This window comes from Streptomyces sp. NPDC051561 (genome assembly GCF_044454195.1).
Taxonomy (GTDB): Bacteria; Actinomycetota; Actinomycetes; order Streptomycetales; family Streptomycetaceae; genus Streptomyces.
Map to the genome: position 1 here is coordinate 1 of NZ_JBITDM010000047.1, position 21568 is coordinate 21568.

Below are 21568 nucleotides of genomic sequence, written 5' to 3' on the forward strand. Positions count from 1 at the left end.
CGGGGGGGGGGGGGTGGGGGGCGGGGGGGGGGGGGGGGGGGTGGGGGGGGGGGGGGGGGGGGGCCCCGGGGGTGGGGGGGGGGGGCACGTGGCGGCGCGGGTGGCGAGGGGGACGGGGGTGGCTCGGCGTGCCACCTCCGCCCCGGCCACCCCGCCTACCCCCGCAACCCCGCCACCGCCGCCGCCAGCTCCGCCCCCACGTCCGGCATCGCCAGATGCGTCCCGTCCCGCACGACCTGCCGGCCGGCGACGACCGTATGGCGCACGTCCACGGCCGACGCCGCGAAGACCGCCGTCTCCGCGCCCAGTATCGGCACCGCACCCGCCGTCCGCACCGAATCCAGTGCGACGGTCGCGAAGTCCGCGAGCGCACCGGGCTCGATGACTCCGGCGTCCGGCCGCCCCAGCGCCGCGTGGCCGTCGGCGGAGGCCGCACGCAGCAGCGCCGCCGCGGTCCAGTGGCCACGGGTACGGGAGCGGAGCCGCTCGTTCAGCTCCATGGCGCGGGCTTCCTCGAAGAGGTCGATGACCGCGTGGCTGTCACTGCCGAGGGACAGCGGCGATCCGGCCCGCTGGAGCGCCACCGCCGGGCCGATGCCGTCCGCCAGGTCCCGCTCCGTCGTCGGGCACATGCAGGTGCCGGTGCCGGAGTCACCGAGGAGGGCGATGTCGGACGGGGTGAGGTGGGTGTTGTGGACGCCCGTGGTGTCCGGGCCCAACACCCCGTGGTCCGCGAGAAGTTGGGTCGGGGTGCACCCGTACGCCGCGCGGCAGGCGTCGTTCTCCGCCGTCTGCTCGGAGAGGTGGACGTGCAGCGGTGCCTGCCGCTCCTGCGCCCATTTGGCCACCGTGGAGAGTTCGGAGGCCGGGACCGCCCGCACCGAGTGGACAGCCGCCCCGTGACGTACGAAGTCCGAGTCCACCAGACCCGACGAGACCCGCGCGGCCCACGCCTCGGCGGTTTTGTCGGAGAAGCGCAGCTGGTGCTGGTTCGGCGCCTCGCCGAAGCCCGAGGACAGGTACGCGGTGTCGAGCAGCGTCAGCCGGATGCCCGCGTCGGACGCCGCGGCCACCAGTGCCTCGCCCATCGCGTTGGGGTTGGCGTACGGCTTCCCGCCCGGCGCGTGGTGGACGTAGTGGAACTCGCCGACGGCCGTGATCCCGGCCAGCGCCATCTCCCCGTACACCGCCCTGGCCAGCGCGTGGTACGAGTCCGGGGTGAGCCGGGAGGCCACCGAGTACATGACCTCCCGCCAGGTCCAGAAGGTGCCCGAGCCGACCTGGACGGTCGAGCGCAGGGCCCGGTGGAAGGCGTGCGAGTGCGCGTTGGCGAGGCCGGGCAGGGTGAGGCCGCGCAGCGAAACGGAACCCGGTGGCGGGGTGTCCGTTCCTGTGCGGACGGCCGTGATCCGGCCGGTCGTGGTGTCGGCGTCCACCGCCACCCCCGGCTCGACGTACGAGTCCAGCCAGGCGTGTTCCATCCAGTACGTCGTCGTACGTGTCATGCGCAGGCGAGACCTTCCGTGACGTCGGCGAGTGCGCGCACCCCGGCGACGCAGTCGTCCTCGGCTGCGTACTCCGCCGGGGAGTGGGAGACACCGGTGGGGTTGCGTACGAACAGCATGGCGGTCGGGATCCTGGCCGAGAGGATTCCGGCGTCGTGTCCCGCGCCCGTGCCGAGGACGGGGATGCCGTCGCCCAGGACGCGGGCCATCTCGTCGCGCAGCGCGTGCTCGAACTCCACGACGGGCGTGAACGACTCCCGTACGACCTTGAGGTCGATCCCGGAGCGGGAGGCGGCCTCCTGTGCCGCGGCCTCGATGCCCGCGATCACCTGGTCCAGGGTGGACTGGTCGGCGGCCCGGGAGTCGAGCCAGCCGCGCACCAGCGACGGAATCGCGTTGACCCCGTTCGGCTCGACCGAGATCTTGCCGAAGGTGGCGACCGCGCCCGCGAGTTCGGCCTCGCGGCGGGCGGCGAGGACGGTCTCGGCGTAGGTGAGCATGGGGTCGCGGCGGTCCACCAGGCGGGTGGTGCCGGCGTGGTTGGCCTCGCCGTGGAAGTCGTACCGCCAGCGCCCGTGCGGCCAGATCGCCGAGGCGAGGCCGACGGCGTCACCGGTGAGGTCCAGGGCGCGGCCCTGCTCGACGTGGAGTTCGACGAAGGCGCCGATGCGGGCGAGGCGTTCCGGGTCCGCGCCGATGGTGGACGGGTCGTAGCCGGCCGCCTCCATCGCCTGCGGCAGCGAGATGCCGTCGCCGTCGCGCAGCTCGTACGCCTTCTCGGGCGTCAGCTGACCGGCGGCCAGCCGCGAGCCCACGCAGGCGAGCCCGAAGCGCGCGCCCTCCTCGTCGCCGAAGTTGGTGATGGCGAGAGGCCTGGTGAACTCCACTCCCCTGTGCCGGAGTTCATCCAGTGCGGCGAAGGAGGAGACGACGCCGAGCGGGCCGTCGAAGGCACCGCCGTCGGGCACCGAGTCGAGGTGGGAGCCGATGACGACGGCGTCCCCGGCGAGGGGGTCCCCCTGCCAGGCCCACTGGTTGCCGTTGCGGTCGGTCTCGTAGGTCAGGCCCCGGGACTCGGCCTGGGCCTGGAACCAGGTGCGGCAGTCGGCGTCCGCGCCCGTCCAGGCGTAGCGGCGGTAGCCGCCGGAGGTGGCGTCGCGGCCGATCGGGCGCAGGTCGGCCCACATGGTGTGGAAGCTGTCGCCGCCCGGCGTCCCCGGGCGGTGGGGCTGCTCGTTCACGCGTCGTCGCCCTCACGCGTCGGAGCCTGTACGTCGTCGCCCTCGCGCATCGGAACCCGGACGCCCTGGGCGTCGGCGGTGGCCTCCGCCTCCTCGTACCCGGCGTCGACGTGCCGGATGACGCCCATGCCGGGGTCGTTGGTCAGCACTCGGCGGATCTTCTCGCCCGCCAGCTTCGTACCGTCGGCCACCGAGACCTGGCCCGCGTGGATGGAGCGGCCCATGCCGACGCCGCCGCCGTGGTGGATGGACACCCAGGAGGCGCCGGAGGCGACATTGACCATGGCGTTGAGCAGCGGCCAGTCCGCGATGGCGTCCGAGCCGTCGCGCATGGCCTCGGTCTCGCGGTACGGGGAGGCGACGGACCCGCAGTCGAGGTGGTCGCGGCCGATGGCCAGCGGGGCGGCCAGCGTGCCGTCGGCCACCATGTTGTTGAAGAGCTCGCCCGCCTTGTCGCGCTCGCCCTGACCCAGCCAGCAGATCCGGGCCGGCAGGCCCTGGAAGTGGACGCGCTCGCCGGCCATCTTGATCCAGCGGTGCAGGGATTCGTTCTCCGGGAAGAGCTTGAGCAGCTCGCGGTCCGTCTTGTGGATGTCGGACGCCTCGCCGGAGAGGGCGGCCCAGCGGAACGGGCCCCTGCCCTCGCAGAACAGCGGGCGGATGTACGCCGGTACGAAGCCGGGGAAGTCGAACGCGCGGGAGTAGCCCGCGAGTTGTGCCTCGCCGCGGATCGAGTTGCCGTAGTCGAAGACCTCGGAGCCCGCGTCCATGAAGCCGACCATGGCCTCGACGTGCTTGGCCATCGACTCGCGGGCACGGAGGGTGAACCCGGCCGGGTCCTTGGCCGCCGCGTCCGCCATGTCGTCGAAGTCGATGCCGACGGGGAGGTAGGCGAGCGGGTCGTGGGCGGAGGTCTGGTCCGTCACGATGTCGATGGGCGCGCCCTCGGCGAGCATGCGCGGGAGGAGCTCGGCGGCGTTGCCGAGGAGGCCGATGGAGAGGGGCTTGCGGGCGTCGCGGGCTTCCACAGCCAACTGGAGTGCGTGTTCCAGGGAGTTGGCGCGGACGTCCAGGTACTTGTGCTCGATGCGGCGCTCGATGGCGCGTGGGTCGACGTCGATGCAGATCGCGACGCCGTCGTTCATCGTCACCGCGAGGGGCTGGGCACCGCCCATGCCGCCGAGGCCGGCGGTGAGGGTGATGGTCCCGGCGAGCGTGCCGTTGCTGTGCTTGTTCTTGAGAGCGAGCTTCGCGGCGACGGCGGCGAAGGTCTCGTACGTCCCCTGGAGGATGCCCTGGGTGCCGATGTAGATCCACGAACCGGCCGTCATCTGCCCGTACATGGTGAGTCCGAGCTGCTCCAGGCGCCGGAACTCCTCCCAGTTCGCCCAGTCGCCGACCAGGTTGGAGTTGGCGATCAGCACGCGCGGCGCCCACTCGTGGGTCTGCATCACGCCGACCGGGCGGCCGGACTGGACGAGCATCGTCTCGTCCTGCTTCAGCGTCCTCAGCGTGCGCACCATGGCGTCGAAGGAGCGCCAGTCGCGGGCCGCCTTGCCGGTGCCGCCGTAGACGACGAGCTTGTCGGGGTGCTCGGCGACCTCGGGGTCGAGGTTGTTCTGGAGCATCCGCAGGGCGGCTTCCTGCTGCCATCCCAGGGCGCTGAGCTCCGTACCGCGCGGGGCTCGTACGGGTCGGGGTCCTGACATGGGGTGCCTCCTGGGTCGCGCGAGCGTTGACTTGTTATTCACATCCTGGCTACGTGAATAGATCCAGTCAACACCCTGGGCGGCCCGGCGGCCCCGGCGCTACGTTCCACCGATGATTTCCGGGCCTGCGGGAGGTCTGTACGTACGGCAGACGTACGCGCACCGGGCTGCGCGACGCACGCGCGCGAAGCCACGGACGAACGGAAGGCACCCGGACATGACCGACGGCACCACGCCCATCACCGCCCCCACCAGCACCACCCTGGGTACCGACTACAGCGAGGAGAAGGCGGTCGCGGCGCCCTGGTCGCGGGCCGAGGAGATCCTCCGTACCGCCGAACTGTTCTGGATCTCGACGGTACGCAGCGACGGCCGGCCCCATGTGACACCGCTCCCCGCCGTGTGGCGCGACGGGAAGCTGCACTTCTGCACCGGGCCCGGCGAGCGCAAGGCACTCAACCTCGCAAAGAACCCGCACCTCGTGCTGACCACCGGGAACAACCGCTGGAAGGAGGGCTTCGACCTGGTCTACGAGGGGGCGGCGGTCCGGGTCACCGACGACGCCCGGCTGCGGGTGCTGGCGGACGCGTGGGAGGAGAAGTACGGCAGCGACTGGCACTTCGAGGTGGGGGACGGCCACTTCGGGCACGGGGCGGGCCGGGCGGTCGTCTTCGAGGTCGAGCCCGGGACCGTTTTCGGGTTCGGCAAGGGGTCGCCGTTCAGCCAGACACGATGGCAGTTCCGGGCGCGACGGCAAGGCTAGTCCCACCCCGCCCCGTCCGTTGGAATATGCCAGAACTCCCCTCAGAAGACTGCCTGTTGCGTAACGTCTGACCCCTCACGCAACGTCGGCGGGGCCCTGGAGAGGGGAGTTTCTGCGTGTCCGGAATCGACGCATGTCTGGTCGAAGCGATGGAGTTGCCCGGCGCACTCGGGGCGGCCGTCGTCGACTGGACCAGCGGGCTCGCCCTGGGTACGGCGGGGGAGGCGGCCGGCGGCGACAGCGAGACGGCCGCCGCCGAGTCGGCCGAGCTGGCCCGGATGGCCGCCGAGCACGGCACCTTCGCCCCGGGCCCGGGCTCCGGAGCCCCGCACCGCGCGGACGGCAAGGGGCCCCCGGTCGAGGACGTCATCATCACCACCCGCACCGACTACCACCTGCTGCGGTATGTGGAGACCTCCTTCGACAGCAGCGTCTTCCTCCATCTCTGGCTGAGCCGCGAGCAGGGCAATCTCGCTCTGGCCCGCCTCCGCCTCGCCGACCTCGCCGAACGGCTGGTACTCGGATGACCACCGCCACCGAAGCCCCCGCCCTCCTCTCCCCCATGCTGGTCCGGCTGGCCGAGGAGCACGCCACGGGCGCCCTGCTGCGCGACCACGGCACGCTCTACCTGGTCGACGGGCAGGTGGTGCACGCGGAGAGCCCGGCCGCGCCGGGACTCGAAGTGCTGCTCGCCGAGCGGCTGCCGCGCGAGGGCTGGCAGGAGGCCTTCGACCGGGCGGGGCCGCACGGACGGGTCGGCCGGTTCCTGGTGGACAGCGGCCGGCTCGCGGACGGGGAGCTCGAACTGGCCCATCTGGGCGCCCTGTTCGACGCCGCGTTCTTCGCGCTGGCGCCGGGCAGCGGTCCGACCCGGTTCCGGCACGGGGTCGCGCACTGGATGGGCCCGGTGCGGCCGGTGTCCGCGCGACTGGTGGCCCGGGAGTGCCTGCGCCGCAGGGAACTCCTGGACAGCCTGTGGCCGTACCCGCAGGCCGACAACTCCCCTGTGGTGGCGGCGAGTTCGGATGCCCCCGTCACCCGTCGCCAGCAGGACGTGCTCGACCTCGCGGACGGGGTGCGCACTCCTGCCGACATCGCGCGGGCGCTGGGCAGGCCCGGCTTCCACACGCTGATCGACGTCCGGCGGCTGGCCGCGGCCGGTGCGGTGACCACGCCCCACGAGGTGCCCGACCCCGTCGTCGTACCGCAGTGGATGGCGACCGTGACCGAGGACCCGGATGTCGCACTGCTGCGCCGGCTCCGCCAAGCCCTGGAGGCACTGTGAAACGCGCCCTGCGCACCCTCACGGTCCGTGCCGTCGTCGACAAACAGCGCCCGGAAAGGAGGAGCACGATGCCCGTACCGCGGCCACCGGACCCCGAAGTCCTGGAGGAATTACGGCGGTTGAGGGCCCGGCTCCCCCAGCTGACCGGGGTGCTGGCCGCCAGCGTCGACGGCCTGGTACTGGCCGAGGACGCCGGGGCCGTCGAGGCGGAGGGCATCGCCGCCCTCACCGCCGCCGCGCTCGGCGTCTCGGTGCGGCTGGCGGACGCCACCGGCCAGGGCGGCTTCAAGGAGCTGCTGGTACGGGGCGAGGAGGGCTACGTCGCCACGTACGCCGCCGGCGCCTCGGCCGTCCTCACCCTGCTGGCCGAGCCCCGGATCAATGTGGGCCGGCTGCACCTGGAGGCCCGGCGGGCGGGCGCCCGGATCGGCGAACTCGTCGACCGTACGGACTCCGCCGCACCGGCCCCCACCCTCTGAACCCTTCCGACCCAACCGACAGAAAGAAGTGCGAGCACTCATGGCCAACACCGAAGCCGCTCTCAAAGAGGCAATGACCATCGAGGGCACCATAGGTGTCGCCCTCGTCGACTACACCAGCGGCATGGCACTGGGCACCGCGGGCGGCAACAAGCAGCTCGACCTGGCGGTCGCCTCCGCGGGCAACACGGACGTGGTGCGGGCCAAGGTCCGCACCCTGGAACACCTCGGGATGAACGAAGAGATCGAGGACATCCTGATCACCCTCGGCAGCCAGTACCACCTGATCCGGCTGCTCAAGGGCCGGGGCACCAACGGACTCTTCCTGTACCTGGCGCTCGACAAGGACCGCGCGAACCTCGCGATGGCCCGTCACCAACTCAAGCGCATCGAAGCCGAGTTGGAGGTCTGAGCCGCCACCAGGGGCGGGGGCGCACCCCCGGCTTCAGCGCCTCCGCCCCGCCCCCTCCCTCCCTGGCCCTGCTGGACGTGGAGACCTCTCCCTCGCTGGCCCTGCTGGACCTGGAGGCGCCTCCTACTCGACGAAGAGCCCGCGCGTCCCAGCCCGTACGTCGAACTCCTCCAGCCGTGCCTGCGCCTCCGGCAGCCCGTCGCACATCGCCTCCAGCAGCACCCGCCCGAGCAGCATCGGCGCACACGCGGTGTCGAATGCGAGCCCGGTTCCGACGGCGGCCGGGATCAGCAGATCGCTGTGCGCGGCGACCGGCGCGAACGCCGAATCGGCGACGGTGACCACCCGGAGCCCCTGCTCACGGGCGTACGCCAGCGCCTCCACCACCTCGCGCGGATGCCGCGGCAGCGCGAAGCACAGCAGCGCCGAGGCCCCCGCCCGGCGGGCCGCGTCGATCCGGTCGGCGAGCATCGAACCGCCCTCGTCGAGCAGCCTCACGTCCGGGTGCACCTTGGCCGCGAAGTACGCGAAGCCCCGCGCCTGCGAGGACGCGGCCCGCAGTCCGAGCACCGGCAGCACCTTTGATTCCGCGAGGAGTTGACCGGCCCGCTCGACCGGCGCCGGATCGGCCAGCAGGTCCGCGAGATGCCGCAGGTTCTCGATCTCGCCGAGCACCGCCTGCTGGTACTCGTTGGACGAGCCCTCGGTGTCCGCCGCCCCGTCCGCAGGGGCCACCTCCCGCAGATGCTTGCGCAGCGCCGGGTACCCGTCGAAGCCGAGCGCCACGGCGAAACGGGTCACCGACGGCTGGCTGACCCCGGCCAGTTCCGCCAGCTCCACGCTGGACAGGAACGGCACGTCCCCGGCCCGCCGCACCATGCTGTGCGCGATCCGCCGCTGGGTCGGAGTCAGCCGCCGCCCCTCGAAGAGCCGCTGCAACCGCCCGGCGGCCGAACCGGCGCCCGGGCCCGCGCCCGGAGCGCCGCCCGGCCCGACTTCCGTATTCAGTCCCGCATCCACACCCGAATCACCCATTACCGACCCCGCCTCCGCATATTTCCAGCCGAACCATTGACATCTATTCAGTCACCCAGAACCCTGCATGACCATATACAGACTGCATGGGAGGGGCACGCACATGCCTGATTCACCGGTCGGCACCGGGAGCACATCCCTCGTCGAGCGCCGCTCGATCGACGTCGTCCCCGACTCCGAACGCCATGGCACCGCCTTTTCCCAGTTCACCCTCTGGCTCGGCGCGAACCTCCAGATAACCGCCGTGGTCACCGGCGCGCTCGCCGTCGTCTTCGGCGGCGGCCCGCTCTGGTCGATCATCGGTCTCCTCCTGGGCAACCTGCTCGGCGGCGCCGTGATGGCCCTGCACTCGGCGCAGGGCCCGAAGCTCGGCCTGCCCCAAATGATCCAGTCCCGCGCCCAGTTCGGCGTCAAGGGGGCGGTCGTCCCGCTCCTGCTGGTCATCCTGATGTACGTCGGCTTCTTCGCGAGCGGCAGTGTCCTGGCGGGCCAGGCGGTCGGCGAACTGACCCATCTCGGGGCCACCCCCGGCATCATCATCTTCGCCGCGATCACCGCCGTGATGGCGGCCGTCGGCTACCGCGTCATCCACGCACTGGGCCGGGTCGCCAGCATCATCTGCGCGCTGGCCTTCCTCTACCTCGGTATCCGCCTGCTGGACACCATCGACCTCGGCGCGGTCCTCTCCACGAACACCGGCTTCGACCTGCCGATGTTCCTGCTCGCCGTCTCCCTCTCCGCCTCCTGGCAGCTCGCCTTCGGCCCGTACGTCGCGGACTACTCCCGCTACCTCCCGCGCTCCACCTCCGGCAAGGCCACCTTCTGGTGGACCCTGGCGGGCTCCGGGATCGGCTCGCAGTGGTCGATGACCTTCGGCGTGCTGGTGGCGGCGACCTCCGGCGGCGCGTTCATGAAGGGCCAGGTCTCGTACGTCGTCGGGCTCGGCGGCGCCGGTTTGGTCGCCTCGCTCCTCTACTTCGTGATCGCCCTCGGCAAGCTCACCATCAACGTCCTGAACACCTACGGCGGCTTCATGTCGATGGTGACCAGCATCAGCGGCTTCCGGGGGCAGCGGACCCTCTCGCCGCGCGCCAGGTCGGCGTACATCGCGGGGATCATGGTCGCGGGCACGGTGGTCGCCCTCCTCGGCAAGGACAGCTTCCTCACCTCGTTCAAGGACTTCCTGCTCTTCCTGCTGACCTTCTTCACCCCGTGGTCGGCGATCAACCTGGTCGACTACTACCTGATCTCCCGTGAGCGCTACGACATCGAGGCGCTCTCCGACCCGAAGGGCCGTTACGGCGCCTGGCGCTGGGACGCATTCTCCGTGTACGTCATCGGCATCGTGCTCCAGCTCCCCTTCCTGGTCACGCACTTCTACACCGGCCCGCTGGTCGCCCCGCTGGGCGGCGCCGACATCTCCTGGATCATCGGCCTGGCCGTCCCTGCCCTCCTCTACTGGCTGCTGGCAAGGAGGAACGGGGGGATCCCGCAACCGAATACGGGGGAATACCCCACTGCCAAGGGCCCGTCCGCTCCGTAACGTCGTACGTATGGAAGCCACAGGCCGCGCTCGCGACGCCGAGCTGAAGAAGGACCTGGACGCCACGGTGGACGCCCGGAGGGAACTCGGGGCGGACTACGAGGCGGCCCTGGTCGAATCGTTCCTGGAGAAGGTCGAGCAGCGCCTCGACTCCACGGTCGACCGGCGGGTACGCCGGCAGCTGGCCGAGCAGCAGATGGTCGTCGCCCGGGGCGACTCCCGCCCCGCCCGCACCTCCGCGGGCGACGGCGGCTTCGGCGAACGCTTCGGCTTCGCCATCATCTCGCTCATCCTGGCCATCCCCCTCTCCGCCATCGCCGTCGTCAACGCGGACCTCCCCGGCCTCCTGGTCAGCTGGGTAGGAATAGTCGGCGTAAACGCCGTCCACGCGGCCCGCGGCTGGCCCTGGCTCCACCGCCCCACCTCAAAAACCTCGGAGTGGGACCTGTAGAGGCCCCCTCGCCCCCCGTCAGCCCCCTTGGGCGGCGGGGCCGCCCCCGGCGACGTACCCCCATCCACCGCCACACCCCAAACACGTCTAACGCGAGGACCGTCGCACCCCCGGTTGCCCGAGGGGCGGGACGACGACGGTCCCCGCGTGGAACACGCACCGGGTCAGGGCCGGTGACAATGCTCAGGCGTACACGAAGGCCCGGGAGCCGCTCCGTTGTCCGTGACGCCGACACAGACCACTGTGCCGCCCCCGTGTTAACCCCGTGCTGCGACGGCATGACGTACTCGTACCGTTCGCCGTACGTACGACGGACGCCCGACAGGCCCGAATCACGCCGTGAGGCTCAGGCCAACCCCTGAGTCCCGACGGCCGATCCGGGCCCGTACCACCGCGGTCGGATCCTCTCGCGCGACCCCGGCCGAGGACCGGCTGAGGCCCTCGGCGGAGCAGCGACGAATCGGCGGGGATCAACGGTGGATCAGCGGTCCATCAGCGGCGGGTCAGCTCTTCGCGAGGAACGCCAGCAGGTCCTGCCTGCTCACCACACCCGTCGGCTTGCCCTCGACCAGCACGATCGCCGCGTCGGCGCCGCCCTTGCCGCCCAGCACTGCCATCAGGTCCTCGACCGGCTCCCCGGAACCGACCTGCGGCAGCGGCGCGCTCATGTGCTTCTCCAGCGGGTCGCCGAGCGAGGCACGCTGGGTGAACAGGGCTTCCAGCAGCTCCCGTTCCACCACCGAGCCGATGACCTCGGCAGCCATCACGTCCGGATGCCCCGCCCCCGGCTTCACGATCGGCATCTGCGAGACGCCGTACTCGCGCAGCACCTCGATGGCCTCGCCGACGGTCTCCTCCGGGTGCATGTGCACCAGATGCGGAATGGCCCCGCCCTCCTTGTACCGGAGCACGTCACCCACCCGCGCGGAGGGGCCCGAGTCCTCCAGGAACCCGTAATCAGCCATCCATTCATCGTTGAAGATCTTGCTCATGTACCCCCGCCCGCTGTCCGGCAGCAGCACCACCACCACATCGTCCGGACCGAGCCGCTCCGCCACCCGCAGCGCGCCCACGACCGCCATTCCGCAGGAGCCGCCCACCAGCAGGCCCTCCTCCTTCGCGAGGCGGCGGGTCATCTGGAAGGAGTCCTTGTCGGAGACCGCGACGATCTCGTCGGTCACGCTCTTGTCGTACGCCGTCGGCCAGAAGTCCTCACCGACCCCCTCGACCAGGTAGGGGCGGCCGGAGCCGCCCGAGTAGACCGAGCCCTCCGGGTCGGCGCCGATGACCTGCACCTTGCCGCCGCTGATCTCCTTGAGATAGCGGCCGGTGCCGGAGATGGTGCCGCCGGTGCCGACGCCTGCGACGAAATGGGTAATCTTTCCGTCCGTCTGGTCCCACAGCTCGGGACCGGTGGTCTCGTAGTGCGAGCGCGGGTTGTTGGGGTTGGAGTACTGGTCGGGCTTCCAGGCGCCGGGGGTCTCGCGCACCAGACGGTCCGAGACGTTGTAGTACGAGTCCGGGTGCTCCGGGTCGACCGCGGTCGGGCAGACGACGACCTCCGCCCCGTACGCCCGCAGCACGTTGATCTTGTCCATGGACACCTTGTCCGGGCAGACGAAGATGCACTTGTAGCCCTTCTGCTGGGCCACGATCGCCAGGCCTACCCCGGTGTTGCCGGAGGTGGGCTCGACGATGGTCCCGCCGGGCTGGAGCGCGCCGGACTGCTCGGCGGCCTCGATCATGCGGACGGCGATCCGGTCTTTCACGGATCCGCCCGGGTTGAAGTATTCGACCTTCGCCAGGACGGTCGCCTGAATGCCTGTCGTCACTCGGTTCAGCTTCACCAGCGGGGTGTTGCCTACGAGGCTGATCATCGAGTCGTGAAATCGCACGTCGTCTCCGGGGTCTCCGTGATGGTGCCGTCAGCGTATGCCGCACTCCCTCCCCGCGTATTCACTCTTTGGCGAGATTGAGCAACACCCCCTACCGGGCAGTAAGCAGATGTACGGACCGGCATCCGCACGGGTGTTCCTGCGCATGACTTTTCGAGGAGGTGGCTGCGACTGTGTCGAGGGCGAGGGTGGCACGGCGAATCGCCGCGGGCGCGGCATACGGCGGCGGCGGTATCGGGCTGATCGGGGCCGCGACGGTGGGACTGGTGATCGCGGAGGTGCAGTTGGCGAAACGGCTGGTGGGCGGCGCGGTGGCACCCATCGCCCCACCTGCGGACGGCCTGTACGGCACCGCTTTCGCGGGGCGGTGCGAGCTGCCCGCGCTCCGGCTCGGAGTCCTCGGGGACTCGACCGCCGCGGGTCAGGGGGTACGGCGTGCGGGCCACACTCCGGGCGCCCTGCTCGCCTCGGGCCTCGCGGCGGTCGCGGAACGCCCGGTCGAGCTCCGCAATGTGGCGCTCCCCGGCGCCATGTCGGACGATCTGGACCGCCAGGTCTCGCTGCTGGTCCGGGACCCGTTGGGTTCACCGGACGTCTGCGTGATCATGATCGGGGCGAACGACGTCACGCACCGGATGCCGCCGACCCAGTCGGTACGTCATCTGGCCTCGGCGGTACGGCGACTGCGCACGGCCGGCGCGGAGGTCGTCGTCGGCACCTGCCCCGACCTCGGCACCATCGAGCCCGTCTACCAGCCGCTGCGCTGGCTGGCCCGCCGCGTCTCCCGCCAGCTGGCGGCGGCCCAGACCATCGGCGTGGTCGAGCAGGGCGGCCGTACGGTCTCCCTCGGCGACCTCCTCGGCCCCGAATTCGAGGCCAACCCGAGGGAGTTGTTCGGACCCGACAACTACCACCCCTCCGCGGAGGGGTACTCCACGGCCGCCATGGCCGTCCTCCCCACGCTCTGCGCCGCCCTCGGCCTCTGGCCGGAATCCGATCACCTTGACGGATCCCGCGACGAGGGCATGCTGCCGGTGGCGCGCGCGGCGACCAAGGCGGCGGCCGAAGCGGGCACGGAGGTCACGGGCGCACGGGCGCCGTGGGCCCTCCTCAAGCACCGGCGGCGGAGGCGGATCCCGGTGGCTCCGGATCCTGCCCAGGCACAGGATGTGGCGCGCTAGGAGCCGCCCGCGGGGCGGGTGCGCAGAAGGAGGCCCCCTCCAGGGGTGCGGGGAACTGCGCGACCAGCCACAACGACATCCGCAGAAAATCACCGGGCCCAGGGGACTCGCCCCATGCCCCCGCCCCGCGGCGAGCGGTTCGGGGAAGGGGCGGGGAGGGGGGCACAGCCCGCCGCAGGCGCAAACCCCCCGCACCCTCCGGCGCACCCCGCGCCCTCCCGCCACCCCGCAAGACCACCCCACCCCACAGAACCCGCCGCCTGAGCAACCGCTTAGAAGTGCGTCCCGCGTCACACCACCCACCCGGTGACCACGCCCCGTACGTCCCGGTAACTTCGAAGAACGACCGCCCACTTCACCCGCACCACGCACCCAGGAGCCCCGGATGCCCGAAGCCGTCATCGTCTCGACCGCCCGCTCCCCCATCGGCCGCGCTTTCAAGGGTTCGCTGAAGGACCTCCGTGCCGACGACCTCACCGCGACCATCATTCAGGCCGCCCTCGCCAAGGTCCCCGAGCTCGACCCGCGCGACATCGACGACCTGATGCTCGGCTGCGGTCTCCCCGGCGGCGAGCAGGGCAACAACCTGGGCCGCATCGTCGCCGTACGGATGGGGATGGACCACCTCCCGGGCTGTACGGTCACCCGCTACTGCGCCTCCTCCCTCCAGACCTCCCGGATGGCACTGCACGCCATCAAGGCCGGTGAGGGCGACGTCTTCCTCTCGGCGGGCGTGGAGATGGTGTCCCGCTTCGTCAAGGGCAACTCCGACTCCCTCCCGGACACGCGCAACCCGTTCTTCGCCGAGGCCGAGGCCCGCACCGCCGCCCGCGCCGAGCAGGGCGGCGACGGCTGGCACGACCCCCGCGAGGACGGCCTGGTCCCCGACGCGTACATCGCGATGGGCCAGACCGCCGAGAACCTCGCCCGCATCAAGGGCGTGACCCGCGCCGACATGGACGCCTTCGGTGTCCGCTCGCAGAACCTCGCCGAGGAAGCCATCAAGAACGGCTTCTGGGAGCGGGAGATCACCCCGGTCACCACCCCCGACGGCACCGTCGTCTCCAAGGACGACGGCCCGCGCGCGGGCGTCACCGTCGAGGGCGTCTCGGGCCTCAAGCCCGTCTTCCGCCCCGACGGCCTGGTCACCGCCGGAAACTGCTGCCCGCTGAACGACGGCGCCGCCGCCCTGGTGATCATGTCCGACACCAAGGCGCGCGAGCTGGGCCTGACCCCGCTCGCCCGGATCGTCTCCACCGGTGTCTCCGGTCTCTCCCCCGAGATCATGGGTTACGGCCCGGTCGAGGCCAGCAAGCAGGCGCTGAAGCGTGCCGGGCTCACCGCCGCCGACATCGACCTCGCGGAGATCAACGAGGCGTTCGCCGCCCAGGTGATCCCCTCGTACCAGGACCTCGGCATCGACCTGGACAAGGTCAACGTCAACGGCGGCGCCATCGCGGTCGGCCACCCCTTCGGCATGACCGGCGCCCGCATCACCGGCACGCTGATCAACAGCCTCCAGTTCCACGACAAGCAGTTCGGTCTGGAGACCATGTGCGTCGGCGGTGGCCAGGGCATGGCCATGGTCGTCGAGCGCCTCAGCTAGTACCTCTCGGCGCGGCCTCCAGGCCCGTCCCCGCCGGCCCGTCCCTCCCGGCCGGCGCGAGGGCCTCTCGTGAGCAGGCTCACCCCCTGAATATGAGCCTGCTCACGAATCCCCCGGATCACCGGGCGCGCGTCGCGAACCCGGCGCACAATCATCTGAGCGCATGGGAAGCACGGCGAAAAACCAACCCCGTCGACTCCTCCCGCGCGCCCCGTCACACGCACCGCGTCCCAGCCGTGACCCAATCTCCCCCAGGATGTGACCTCCTTCCTGAGAGAGGCGGGTTTCCGCAGGTCACGGCGGTTTACGGACGAAGTACCAGGTACAAAGACCTGTCCAATTCGTGACGTTATGCACTGCCCGTGAGCAGACGTGCACGGGAAGCTGAGGTAGGAAGTCCGGGGGATCGGTCGGGGGACCGATGTCGGCCAGGGGATCGCAATGAATTCAGGAGTACGTCAGTGAGCGCCATGTCTGTTGCCCTGCTGCTCGCCACCGCTGCCACCGCAGCCGTGGGGGGCGTCGCCCTGCACACCGTCTCCGGACTCCGCAAGGAGGTTGCCGCCCTGCGCGCCGACCGGGCCGCGGACCGCACGGAGGCGGCCGAGCAGCGCAAGCAGGCAGCGTTGGCAACGCTCCCGCAGCAGACCCGCAGCAGCGAGACCGCGCTCACCCCGGCCGCCGAGATACGGGCCGCGGTGACCGAGGCGCTGGCCGAGGAGCGGGAGCGCGAACTCGCCGAGGCCCGTGCGTTCTGGGCCGCGCAGGAGGCCCGCGACGCGGCCGACGCCCCCTCGCTGCTCGGCGGCATCTCCGCCCCCGACGACGCGTTCTCCTACCTGGGCCCGGGCCCCGGCCCGGACGACTTCTTCGACGGCATGGACACCGGCGAACTCCAGCGGATGCTGCAGGCCGCGCAGGCCCGCTTCGACGCGGAGGAGGCGGCCGAGGCCGCCGCCGAGGAGGAGTTCCCGGAGGACTCCGCCGAGCTGGCCGCCGCACGCCGTCGCCACCCCTCGCACCCCGACTTCGTACCGGTGAAGCGCCCCACGGTGATCGCCGGTGACGACGAGATGACGCTGCGTCGCCTGGAGGAACTCGCCGAGGCCCGCGTGGTCCTGGCCGACATCCGCCCCGGCCCGCTCGGCACCCTCGACATGTACGTCTTCACGGACGGTACGACGCTGGGCATGACCCCGGGCCACCGCGAGACCGCGGAGCAGCTGGGCCAGGCGCTGCGCGACGGCAACCCGCCGGTCCTGCTCGGCGGCTCCAGCCTCTCCGGGGCGTACGCGCTGACCTTCTCCTGCGGCGAGGAGAGCGTCTACATCCTGGCGGACCGGGTCATCGCCTCGATGCCCGAGTAACTCCCGTCAGGCCCCGGCGGGACTCCACCGCCAGCCCCCCGTCGGGCCTCCCCGGCGGATCCCCCCAGGATCCGTACAACTCCGTTTCAACACTGCTTCTCGGTGGCTTCCACCAGCGCAACGGCCTCGTCCAGTTCACCGGACGGGGCCGTTCCCACGACCAGCGCCAAATCACGGCCGGCGACCGCCAATTGGTCGGCGACGGCGAACATGCCGGCGTCCGGGATCTCCAGCGGCTCCCGGCCCGGGAACTCCAGTCGCTGCGCCCGCAGGGCGAGTTCCCTGGCCAGCGCCAGTCCACTGGCCGCGGCGCCTTGGCGCAGCCGGCTCTCGGGGGTGGTCCGCAGCCGGTCGGCGAGGCGCTCCACGGCGGTCAACAGGGGTGTCGTATCCAGCACATCGCGACCCTACGCGCCTGCCCGGGACTGTTGCCAACAGGCCAACCCTCAGGCACGGTGGCGTGAAGGACCAGCAAGCGCAACGCCTCCGGAGGCGCCGATGTCCCAAGTCTTCTCCGAAGAGACCCACCGCAACCTGCTCTCCCGCATCCCCCACTGCACCGGTCGTGAAGTGTCCGACTGGCTGCGCACCGTCGATGACGGGCCCTCCCTCTTCCGCTTCGAGGAAAAGGTGAGCTGGCTCCGCGCCGAACACAACCTCGCTCACGGCCACGCCAAGGCGATCATCCACGAGTACGACCTGCGACGAGCCGCCCGTAAGTTCCTCTGAGCCCCCTGCCCCCGACCCCCGACAGCCAGAAGGGCCCCCCGGTCCGCTCGCGCGGACCGGGGGGCCCTTTTCGGGCCGGAGACCTTAGTCGTTGCCGCTGAGGATCGAGACCAGCCGCAGCATCTCCAGGTAGATCCACACCAGGGTCATGGTGAGGCCGAAGGCCGCCATCCAGGACTCCTCGCGGGGGGCACCGTAGGCGATGCCGTCCTCGACCTGCTTGAAGTCCAGCGCCAGGAAGAACGAGCCGAGCAGCACGCCGACGACACCGAACAGGATGCCCAGGCCACCGCTGCGGAAGCCGAGGCCGTCACCGCCCGCGAACACCATGAACAGCAGGTTCACGGCGGTGAGCACCAGGAAGCTGATCGCGGCGATCATCACGAAGCGGGTGAAGCGTGCGGTGACCCGGATGATCCGGGTCTTGTACAGCACGAGCATGGTGGCGAAGACCGCCATCGTGCCCAGTACCGCCTGCATCGCCGCACCGGGCGCGATGAAGGTGTTGACGTAGTTGCTGATCGCGCCGAGGAAGAGGCCCTCGAATGCCGCGTACGCCAGGATCAGCGGCGGCATCGGCTTGCGCTTGAACGACTGGATCAGGCCGAGCACCATCGCGACGAGCGCCGCGCCGATGGCCAGGCCGAGTCCCATCTGGGTGACCCAGGCGACGGTCGCGCCCGCGACCACGGTGCCCAGCGTGAGCGCCGTACGGGTGACCACGTCGTCCATGGTCATGACGCTGCCGCGCGGCGGTGCCACGGGGGCGCCGTACTGGTCCTGCTGTGCGTACGGGTTCGTCGCGTACGGGTTCGTCGCGTCCTGGGCGTAGGGGTTGCCCTGGGCGTACGGGTTGCCTGCGGTTCCGACGGCGGGGCCCCCGGCCTGCGGCTGCTGCGCGTTGAAGCCCGCGGAGCCGTTGTCGCGGCTGAACCCCCGTCGCGAGAAGACCGGGTTGCTGCTCCTCATTTCACTCCTCCATGGCCACCGTGTGCGACCTTGCTGTCAAGAGTAATGGGGTCGCAAAGGAACCACCCCTGTACCAGAGGAGGATCTTTCACGAAGATGCCGTCCTGGGGTTGCAGATCCGGCGTCTCCTCCCCCGTTCCCGCCCCGGCGGGGGTGCGGCAGCGGGAGTGGTGGCGGGGGCGGTGCGGCGGGCAGCAGGCCCCATGACCGCGTGGCGGCGTGGGCGAGCAGCTCCGGGTCCCTGCCCACGACCACGGCCGTACCGGTGGCCCGGAGCATGGGCAGGTCGGAGAGGTGGTCGCCGTACGCGACACAGGCGTCGGGCGGGATCCGGTGGGCCGAGGCGCAGAGCCGTACGGCGTCGGCCTTGGCGTCGCCGATCATGGGCGGCCCGAGGAGACCTCCGGTGTAGCGCCCGTTCACGATCTCCGGCGGGGTGCACCAGACGTCGTCGACCCCCAGGTGCTCCGCGAGCGGGCCCAGGCAGGCGGGGAACGAGCCGGAGACCAGGACGGTCCGGTCGCCTCGGCGGCGGTGCTCGCGCAGGGCGGCGAGTACGGGTTGGTGGAAGAATCCGCCGAGGCGCCGCTCGGCCTCGAACCACTCCTGTGCCAGCCGGGTCACCGTCGCCGCCTCGGCGCCCCGGAAGTTGTCGAAGTAGGCGCGGTTGGTCCGTTCCCTCGGGATGCCGACCGCTGTCATGGCCGCCAGCCGCTGACGCCGCTCGTCGTACTCGTGCGCGCCGTGCCCGCGGGCGGCGAGGTAGTGGCGCAGGAAGCGGAAGAGGGTGGTGCCGGCGGTGAGGGTGCCGTCCACGTCGAAGAAGGCGATCCGGGTGCTGCTCATGATGTTCTCGACCCTCGGTTCTCGGCGCTCGGTCCGTGGGCCTCAGCCGCTCACGCCCTTGGAGCGGAGCAGTTCGATGGTCGCGGCGATGTTCCCGGCCTGCTGGAGTTCGTCGTCCGCGACCTCCACCCCGAACCGCCGGGTGAGGTCGACCGCCACCTCGACGAGTACCAGGGAGTCAAAGCCGAGGCTCTCGTAGTCGGTGTCGACGGTGGTGGTGTCCGGAGCGTCGTAGTCGGTGCGCAGAAGGTCGAGGATCTGGTCGGACAGCAGCTGGATATACGTGGTCATGTCACATTGACTTTCTGTGTACGGGGCTCAGCAGGGAGCGATGTCGGGCCAGGTCAGCGCGACGGATCCCCAGGTCAGCCCGCCGCCGAAGGCGGTGAGCAGCACCCGGGACCCGGCGGTGAGGGTGCCCGCGGCGGCGGCGTCGGCCAGGGCCAGCGGGATGGAGGCGGCCGAGGTGTTGCCGACCCGGTCGATATTGACGACGGCCCGTTCCTCGGGGATGCCGAGCTGGCGGGCCAGCGACTTGAGGATGCGTACGTTGGCCTGGTGACCGACCAGGTGGTCGACCTGGCCCATCTCCCAGCCGACCCGCTCCAGCAGGGCGGTGGACGACTCTCCCATCCGGGTCACCGCGGCGGCGAACACCTTTTTGCCCTGCATGGTGAAGAACTGGTCCTCGGGCGCGGGGTCGGCCGGCTGGGAACGCTGCCGCGAGCCGCCGCCCGGTATGCAGATGAGGTCACGGTTCGCGCCGTCGGATCCGAGGTCGACGCCGAGCAGGACGCCGTCCTGGCCGCTGTCCCGGGTGGCGGAGAGCACCACGGCTCCGGCTCCGTCACCGAAGATGACGGAGGTGGTCCGGTCGGCCGGGTTGAGGATCGTCGAGTACGTCTCGGCGCCGATGACCAGGACGCGTTCGGCCTGCCCGGCGATGATCTGCGCCGACGCGGTGGCCAGTGCGTACAGGAATCCCGAGCACACCGCGGCGATGTCGTACGCGGCGACGTTGCCGAGTCCCAGCCGGGCGGCGACCTCGGGGGCCGTGGCCGGGCAGGGGTGGTCCGGGGTGGTGGTGGCCAGCACCACGGCGTCCACGGAGCCGGGAGCGAGCTCCAGGCCCGCGGACTTCAGTGCCCGGTGGCCCGCCTCCACCGCGAGGTCGCTGGTGGAGGTGCCTGGCGACGCCCAGTGGCGGGAGCGGATGCCGGTGCGGGTGGTGATCCACTCGTCGGTGGTGTCCAGCCGGGCGGCCAGCTCTTCGTTGGTGACGCGTCCGGGCGGCAGGTAGCTGCCCAGACCCGTGATGGCTGCGGAGGGGTGGTGCGACGTCATGCGGACGCTTCTTTCGCAAAGGACGGCGGTCGGGTCACGGCAGGAGGTGTGCCACGTTGCAGACCAGGCTCAGGCCGTCGAAGGTGCTGCCGATCCGGGCCGTCCGCCAGGTGCCCTGGGCGGTGGGCAGTTCGGCCGTCCGCGTCAGGGCGGCGTGGATGCGGCCGTTGCCGCCCGCTCCTCGCGGCTGCGTCCGCGCAGGCGTCACGGAGAGGGAGGTGCTGCGCATCCACAGGGTGTTGGAGGTGGCGCGGTCGAGGCCGTCGAGCCGGTAGAGCAGGACCTGGCCGAGCTGGAGCGCCGCCACGAAGAGGTCGATCATCGTCGCCTCGGGGGCCGTCGGGCCGGCGGCGCCGTCCTCGTCGACCAGGCGCAGGTCCGCGTCGGCGGTGAGCAGGGCGGAGTCGACGTCGACCCGGTGCAGGAACTGCTGCCGCCGGTAGTGGGAAGCACCGAAGGGCTCGGCGTGCGGGACGGGCAGGTCCCGCAGGGTGCCGTAGGAACCCGGGGAGTGCGCACGGCCCGTGCCGGTGCCGTGTTCCGCCTCGACCCGGACGGTCATCGAACCCGTGCGGCAGTCCATGACGGTCAGCGAGCGGCCGGGGGTGGCGAGGGGCATGGTGGATACGTGCTGTGCGCCGACCTCGAAGCGGTCCAGGCCGATCTCGTCGGGCGACGTTCCCGCCTTGATCCGCAGCGAGGTGACGGTAAAGGCGTCCGCGGCGGAAAGCGTATGGGTGTGTGCCACGTACAGGCTGGTGAGCCGGGCGGCGAAATACATCGCGTCAATGGTGGAAAGGTGCGGGCGCTGCTGGGTGAGGCCTTTTCGGGACCAGGTGTCGGGCAGGTGAATTCCGGCAGTCGCCCTTACCAGGCCGGGTACGGAGGGTGTGGCGGGTATGACGGTGATGTCGTTCAGCTGATGCGTGACGCGTTTGAAACCCTCTCCGAAGAATCGGTTCTGACGGCCCCCCAGGGCGTCATCCACCGAGGAGAGAACGAGTCTCTCAAGAGTAGGTACGGCATTCATGGTGTTGCTCCCCCTGTGCTGTAATTCCTTCTCGCCACGCCCTGAACGGGGTGGCCGACCGTGCCCGGTCAGCGGCTGGGCCACTGAGCGTTTTCAGCGTTGCCTCTCCAGGGTGAGGACGGCTTTCGTGATGACGCTCATGCGGTTGGGACTGATGCGGGATCTGCGGAAGATCTGC

Annotated in this window: 22 protein-coding genes and 1 pseudogene; 11 read left to right on the top strand and 12 right to left on the bottom strand. The window is 71.0% G+C overall.

Annotated elements, in window-relative coordinates; genetic code table 11:
• Positions 1-155: 155 nt before the first annotated feature.
• From ACIA73_RS41135 to hutU, 3 genes are read right to left on the bottom strand one after another with little or no spacing between them, the layout of a single operon-like run.
• Positions 156-1505: a formimidoylglutamate deiminase gene (locus tag ACIA73_RS41135; protein ID WP_399444139.1), complete on the bottom strand. Its 1350-nt coding sequence runs from the start codon at positions 1503-1505 to the stop codon at positions 156-158.
• Complete coding sequence (locus ACIA73_RS41140; RefSeq protein ID WP_399444158.1) at positions 1502-2692, bottom strand: allantoate amidohydrolase; 1191 nt, start codon at positions 2690-2692, stop codon at positions 1502-1504. The genes ACIA73_RS41135 and ACIA73_RS41140 overlap by 4 nt, the downstream gene beginning before the upstream one ends.
• 50 nt (positions 2693-2742) lie before the next feature.
• Complete coding sequence (gene hutU / locus ACIA73_RS41145; protein ID WP_399444140.1) at positions 2743-4455, bottom strand: urocanate hydratase; 1713 nt, start codon at positions 4453-4455, stop codon at positions 2743-2745.
• A 217-nt stretch (positions 4456-4672) separates the two neighbouring features.
• On the opposite strand from hutU, the gene ACIA73_RS41150 reads away from it, so the two are divergent.
• The 5 genes from ACIA73_RS41150 (at position 4673) to ACIA73_RS41170 (ending at position 7394) form a co-directional block, all read left to right on the top strand.
• Positions 4673-5218 carry a pyridoxamine 5'-phosphate oxidase family protein gene (locus ACIA73_RS41150; protein ID WP_399444141.1) on the top strand — a complete coding sequence of 182 codons (546 nt, stop codon included), beginning with the start codon at positions 4673-4675 and terminating at the stop codon, positions 5216-5218.
• Positions 5219-5334: 116 nt separating this feature from the next.
• On the top strand, positions 5335-5745 hold the full coding sequence (locus tag ACIA73_RS41155) for a hypothetical protein (protein ID WP_399444142.1): 411 nt from the start codon (positions 5335-5337) through the stop codon (positions 5743-5745).
• Positions 5742-6503 (top strand): transcriptional regulator, encoded by a 762-nt coding sequence (locus tag ACIA73_RS41160; protein ID WP_399444143.1) that lies wholly within the window; start codon positions 5742-5744, stop codon positions 6501-6503. Before ACIA73_RS41155 ends, ACIA73_RS41160 begins: the two co-directional genes overlap by 4 nt.
• A 68-nt stretch (positions 6504-6571) precedes the next feature.
• Positions 6572-6982, top strand: a complete 411-nt coding sequence (locus ACIA73_RS41165) for a roadblock/LC7 domain-containing protein (RefSeq protein WP_399444144.1) — start codon at positions 6572-6574, stop codon at positions 6980-6982.
• A 40-nt stretch (positions 6983-7022) separates the two neighbouring features.
• Entirely contained in the window at positions 7023-7394 is a 372-nt protein-coding gene (locus tag ACIA73_RS41170) for a hypothetical protein (protein WP_399444145.1), read from the top strand.
• Between the two features lie 123 nt (positions 7395-7517).
• Here the strand turns inward: ACIA73_RS41170 and ACIA73_RS41175 are convergent, their stop codons facing one another.
• Positions 7518-8333 carry a MurR/RpiR family transcriptional regulator gene (locus tag ACIA73_RS41175; protein WP_399444159.1) on the bottom strand — a complete coding sequence of 272 codons (816 nt, stop codon included), beginning with the start codon at positions 8331-8333 and terminating at the stop codon, positions 7518-7520.
• Between the two features lie 199 nt (positions 8334-8532).
• On the opposite strand from ACIA73_RS41175, the gene ACIA73_RS41180 reads away from it, so the two are divergent.
• Both ACIA73_RS41180 and ACIA73_RS41185 read left to right on the top strand, forming a co-directional pair.
• Positions 8533-9972: a purine-cytosine permease family protein gene (locus tag ACIA73_RS41180; RefSeq protein ID WP_399444146.1), complete on the top strand. Its 1440-nt coding sequence runs from the start codon at positions 8533-8535 to the stop codon at positions 9970-9972.
• A 10-nt stretch (positions 9973-9982) separates the two neighbouring features.
• Complete coding sequence (locus ACIA73_RS41185) at positions 9983-10423, top strand: hypothetical protein (protein WP_399444147.1); 441 nt, start codon at positions 9983-9985, stop codon at positions 10421-10423.
• 503 nt (positions 10424-10926) lie between these two features.
• On the opposite strand, the gene ACIA73_RS41190 is transcribed toward ACIA73_RS41185, so the two are convergent.
• Complete coding sequence (locus tag ACIA73_RS41190) at positions 10927-12318, bottom strand: cystathionine beta-synthase (protein ID WP_399444148.1); 1392 nt, start codon at positions 12316-12318, stop codon at positions 10927-10929.
• 188 nt (positions 12319-12506) lie between these two features.
• Here ACIA73_RS41190 and ACIA73_RS41195 point away from each other — a divergent pair, with 188 nt between their 5' ends.
• The 3 genes from ACIA73_RS41195 (at position 12507) to ACIA73_RS41205 (ending at position 16472) form a co-directional block, all read left to right on the top strand.
• Positions 12507-13499, top strand: coding sequence for an SGNH/GDSL hydrolase family protein (locus ACIA73_RS41195; RefSeq protein WP_399444149.1), 993 nt, complete (start codon positions 12507-12509; stop codon positions 13497-13499).
• Between the two features lie 385 nt (positions 13500-13884).
• The gene (locus tag ACIA73_RS41200; protein ID WP_399444150.1) at positions 13885-15105 is read left to right on the top strand and encodes an acetyl-CoA C-acetyltransferase; all 1221 of its coding nucleotides are present in this window, start codon (positions 13885-13887) and stop codon (positions 15103-15105) included.
• Between the two features lie 470 nt (positions 15106-15575).
• The gene (locus ACIA73_RS41205; protein WP_399444160.1) at positions 15576-16472 is read left to right on the top strand and encodes a hypothetical protein; all 897 of its coding nucleotides are present in this window, start codon (positions 15576-15578) and stop codon (positions 16470-16472) included.
• Between the two features lie 86 nt (positions 16473-16558).
• On the opposite strand, the gene ACIA73_RS41210 is transcribed toward ACIA73_RS41205, so the two are convergent.
• Positions 16559-16870 (bottom strand): hypothetical protein, encoded by a 312-nt coding sequence (locus tag ACIA73_RS41210; protein WP_399444151.1) that lies wholly within the window; start codon positions 16868-16870, stop codon positions 16559-16561.
• 100 nt (positions 16871-16970) lie between these two features.
• Here ACIA73_RS41210 and ACIA73_RS41215 point away from each other — a divergent pair, with 100 nt between their 5' ends.
• Entirely contained in the window at positions 16971-17201 is a 231-nt protein-coding gene (locus tag ACIA73_RS41215; RefSeq protein ID WP_399444152.1) for a DUF4287 domain-containing protein, read from the top strand.
• Positions 17202-17285: 84 nt separating this feature from the next.
• Here the strand turns inward: ACIA73_RS41215 and ACIA73_RS41220 are convergent, their stop codons facing one another.
• The 6 genes and pseudogenes from ACIA73_RS41220 to ACIA73_RS41245 all read right to left on the bottom strand — a co-directional run.
• Entirely contained in the window at positions 17286-18170 is an 885-nt protein-coding gene (locus tag ACIA73_RS41220) for a Bax inhibitor-1/YccA family protein (RefSeq protein WP_399444153.1), read from the bottom strand.
• A 36-nt stretch (positions 18171-18206) separates the two neighbouring features.
• Entirely contained in the window at positions 18207-19016 is an 810-nt protein-coding gene (locus ACIA73_RS41225) for an HAD family hydrolase (protein ID WP_399444154.1), read from the bottom strand.
• Positions 19017-19058: 42 nt separating this feature from the next.
• Positions 19059-19307 (bottom strand): acyl carrier protein, encoded by a 249-nt coding sequence (locus tag ACIA73_RS41230; protein WP_399444155.1) that lies wholly within the window; start codon positions 19305-19307, stop codon positions 19059-19061.
• 27 nt (positions 19308-19334) lie between these two features.
• Positions 19335-20360: a beta-ketoacyl-ACP synthase III gene (locus tag ACIA73_RS41235; protein ID WP_399444156.1), complete on the bottom strand. Its 1026-nt coding sequence runs from the start codon at positions 20358-20360 to the stop codon at positions 19335-19337.
• Positions 20361-20394: 34 nt separating this feature from the next.
• Positions 20395-21390: an AvrD family protein gene (locus ACIA73_RS41240; RefSeq protein WP_399444157.1), complete on the bottom strand. Its 996-nt coding sequence runs from the start codon at positions 21388-21390 to the stop codon at positions 20395-20397.
• A gap of 93 nt (positions 21391-21483) precedes the next feature.
• A pseudogene (locus ACIA73_RS41245) lies at positions 21484-21568 on the bottom strand (IS5/IS1182 family transposase); the annotation flags it as partial.

What these genes read in the sequence shown, in the direction of transcription:
- ACIA73_RS41135 (WP_399444139.1), bottom strand. Translation starts at nt 1,505, where the DNA reads ATGACACGTACGACGACGTACTGGATGGAACACGCCTGGCTGGACTCG.
- ACIA73_RS41140 (WP_399444158.1), bottom strand. Translation starts at nt 2,692, where the DNA reads ATGTGGGCCGACCTGCGCCCGATCGGCCGCGACGCCACCTCCGGCGGC.
- hutU (WP_399444140.1), bottom strand. Translation starts at nt 4,455, where the DNA reads ATGTCAGGACCCCGACCCGTACGAGCCCCGCGCGGTACGGAGCTCAGC.
- ACIA73_RS41150 (WP_399444141.1), top strand. Translation starts at nt 4,673, where the DNA reads ATGACCGACGGCACCACGCCCATCACCGCCCCCACCAGCACCACCCTG.
- ACIA73_RS41160 (WP_399444143.1), top strand. Translation starts at nt 5,742, where the DNA reads ATGACCACCGCCACCGAAGCCCCCGCCCTCCTCTCCCCCATGCTGGTC.
- ACIA73_RS41165 (WP_399444144.1), top strand. Translation starts at nt 6,572, where the DNA reads ATGCCCGTACCGCGGCCACCGGACCCCGAAGTCCTGGAGGAATTACGG.
- ACIA73_RS41170 (WP_399444145.1), top strand. Translation starts at nt 7,023, where the DNA reads ATGGCCAACACCGAAGCCGCTCTCAAAGAGGCAATGACCATCGAGGGC.
- ACIA73_RS41180 (WP_399444146.1), top strand. Translation starts at nt 8,533, where the DNA reads ATGCCTGATTCACCGGTCGGCACCGGGAGCACATCCCTCGTCGAGCGC.
- ACIA73_RS41185 (WP_399444147.1), top strand. Translation starts at nt 9,983, where the DNA reads ATGGAAGCCACAGGCCGCGCTCGCGACGCCGAGCTGAAGAAGGACCTG.
- ACIA73_RS41200 (WP_399444150.1), top strand. Translation starts at nt 13,885, where the DNA reads ATGCCCGAAGCCGTCATCGTCTCGACCGCCCGCTCCCCCATCGGCCGC.
- ACIA73_RS41205 (WP_399444160.1), top strand. Translation starts at nt 15,576, where the DNA reads ATGTCTGTTGCCCTGCTGCTCGCCACCGCTGCCACCGCAGCCGTGGGG.
- ACIA73_RS41215 (WP_399444152.1), top strand. Translation starts at nt 16,971, where the DNA reads ATGTCCCAAGTCTTCTCCGAAGAGACCCACCGCAACCTGCTCTCCCGC.
- ACIA73_RS41220 (WP_399444153.1), bottom strand. Translation starts at nt 18,170, where the DNA reads ATGAGGAGCAGCAACCCGGTCTTCTCGCGACGGGGGTTCAGCCGCGAC.
- ACIA73_RS41225 (WP_399444154.1), bottom strand. Translation starts at nt 19,016, where the DNA reads ATGAGCAGCACCCGGATCGCCTTCTTCGACGTGGACGGCACCCTCACC.
- ACIA73_RS41230 (WP_399444155.1), bottom strand. Translation starts at nt 19,307, where the DNA reads ATGACCACGTATATCCAGCTGCTGTCCGACCAGATCCTCGACCTTCTG.
- ACIA73_RS41235 (WP_399444156.1), bottom strand. Translation starts at nt 20,360, where the DNA reads ATGACGTCGCACCACCCCTCCGCAGCCATCACGGGTCTGGGCAGCTAC.
- ACIA73_RS41240 (WP_399444157.1), bottom strand. Translation starts at nt 21,390, where the DNA reads ATGAATGCCGTACCTACTCTTGAGAGACTCGTTCTCTCCTCGGTGGAT.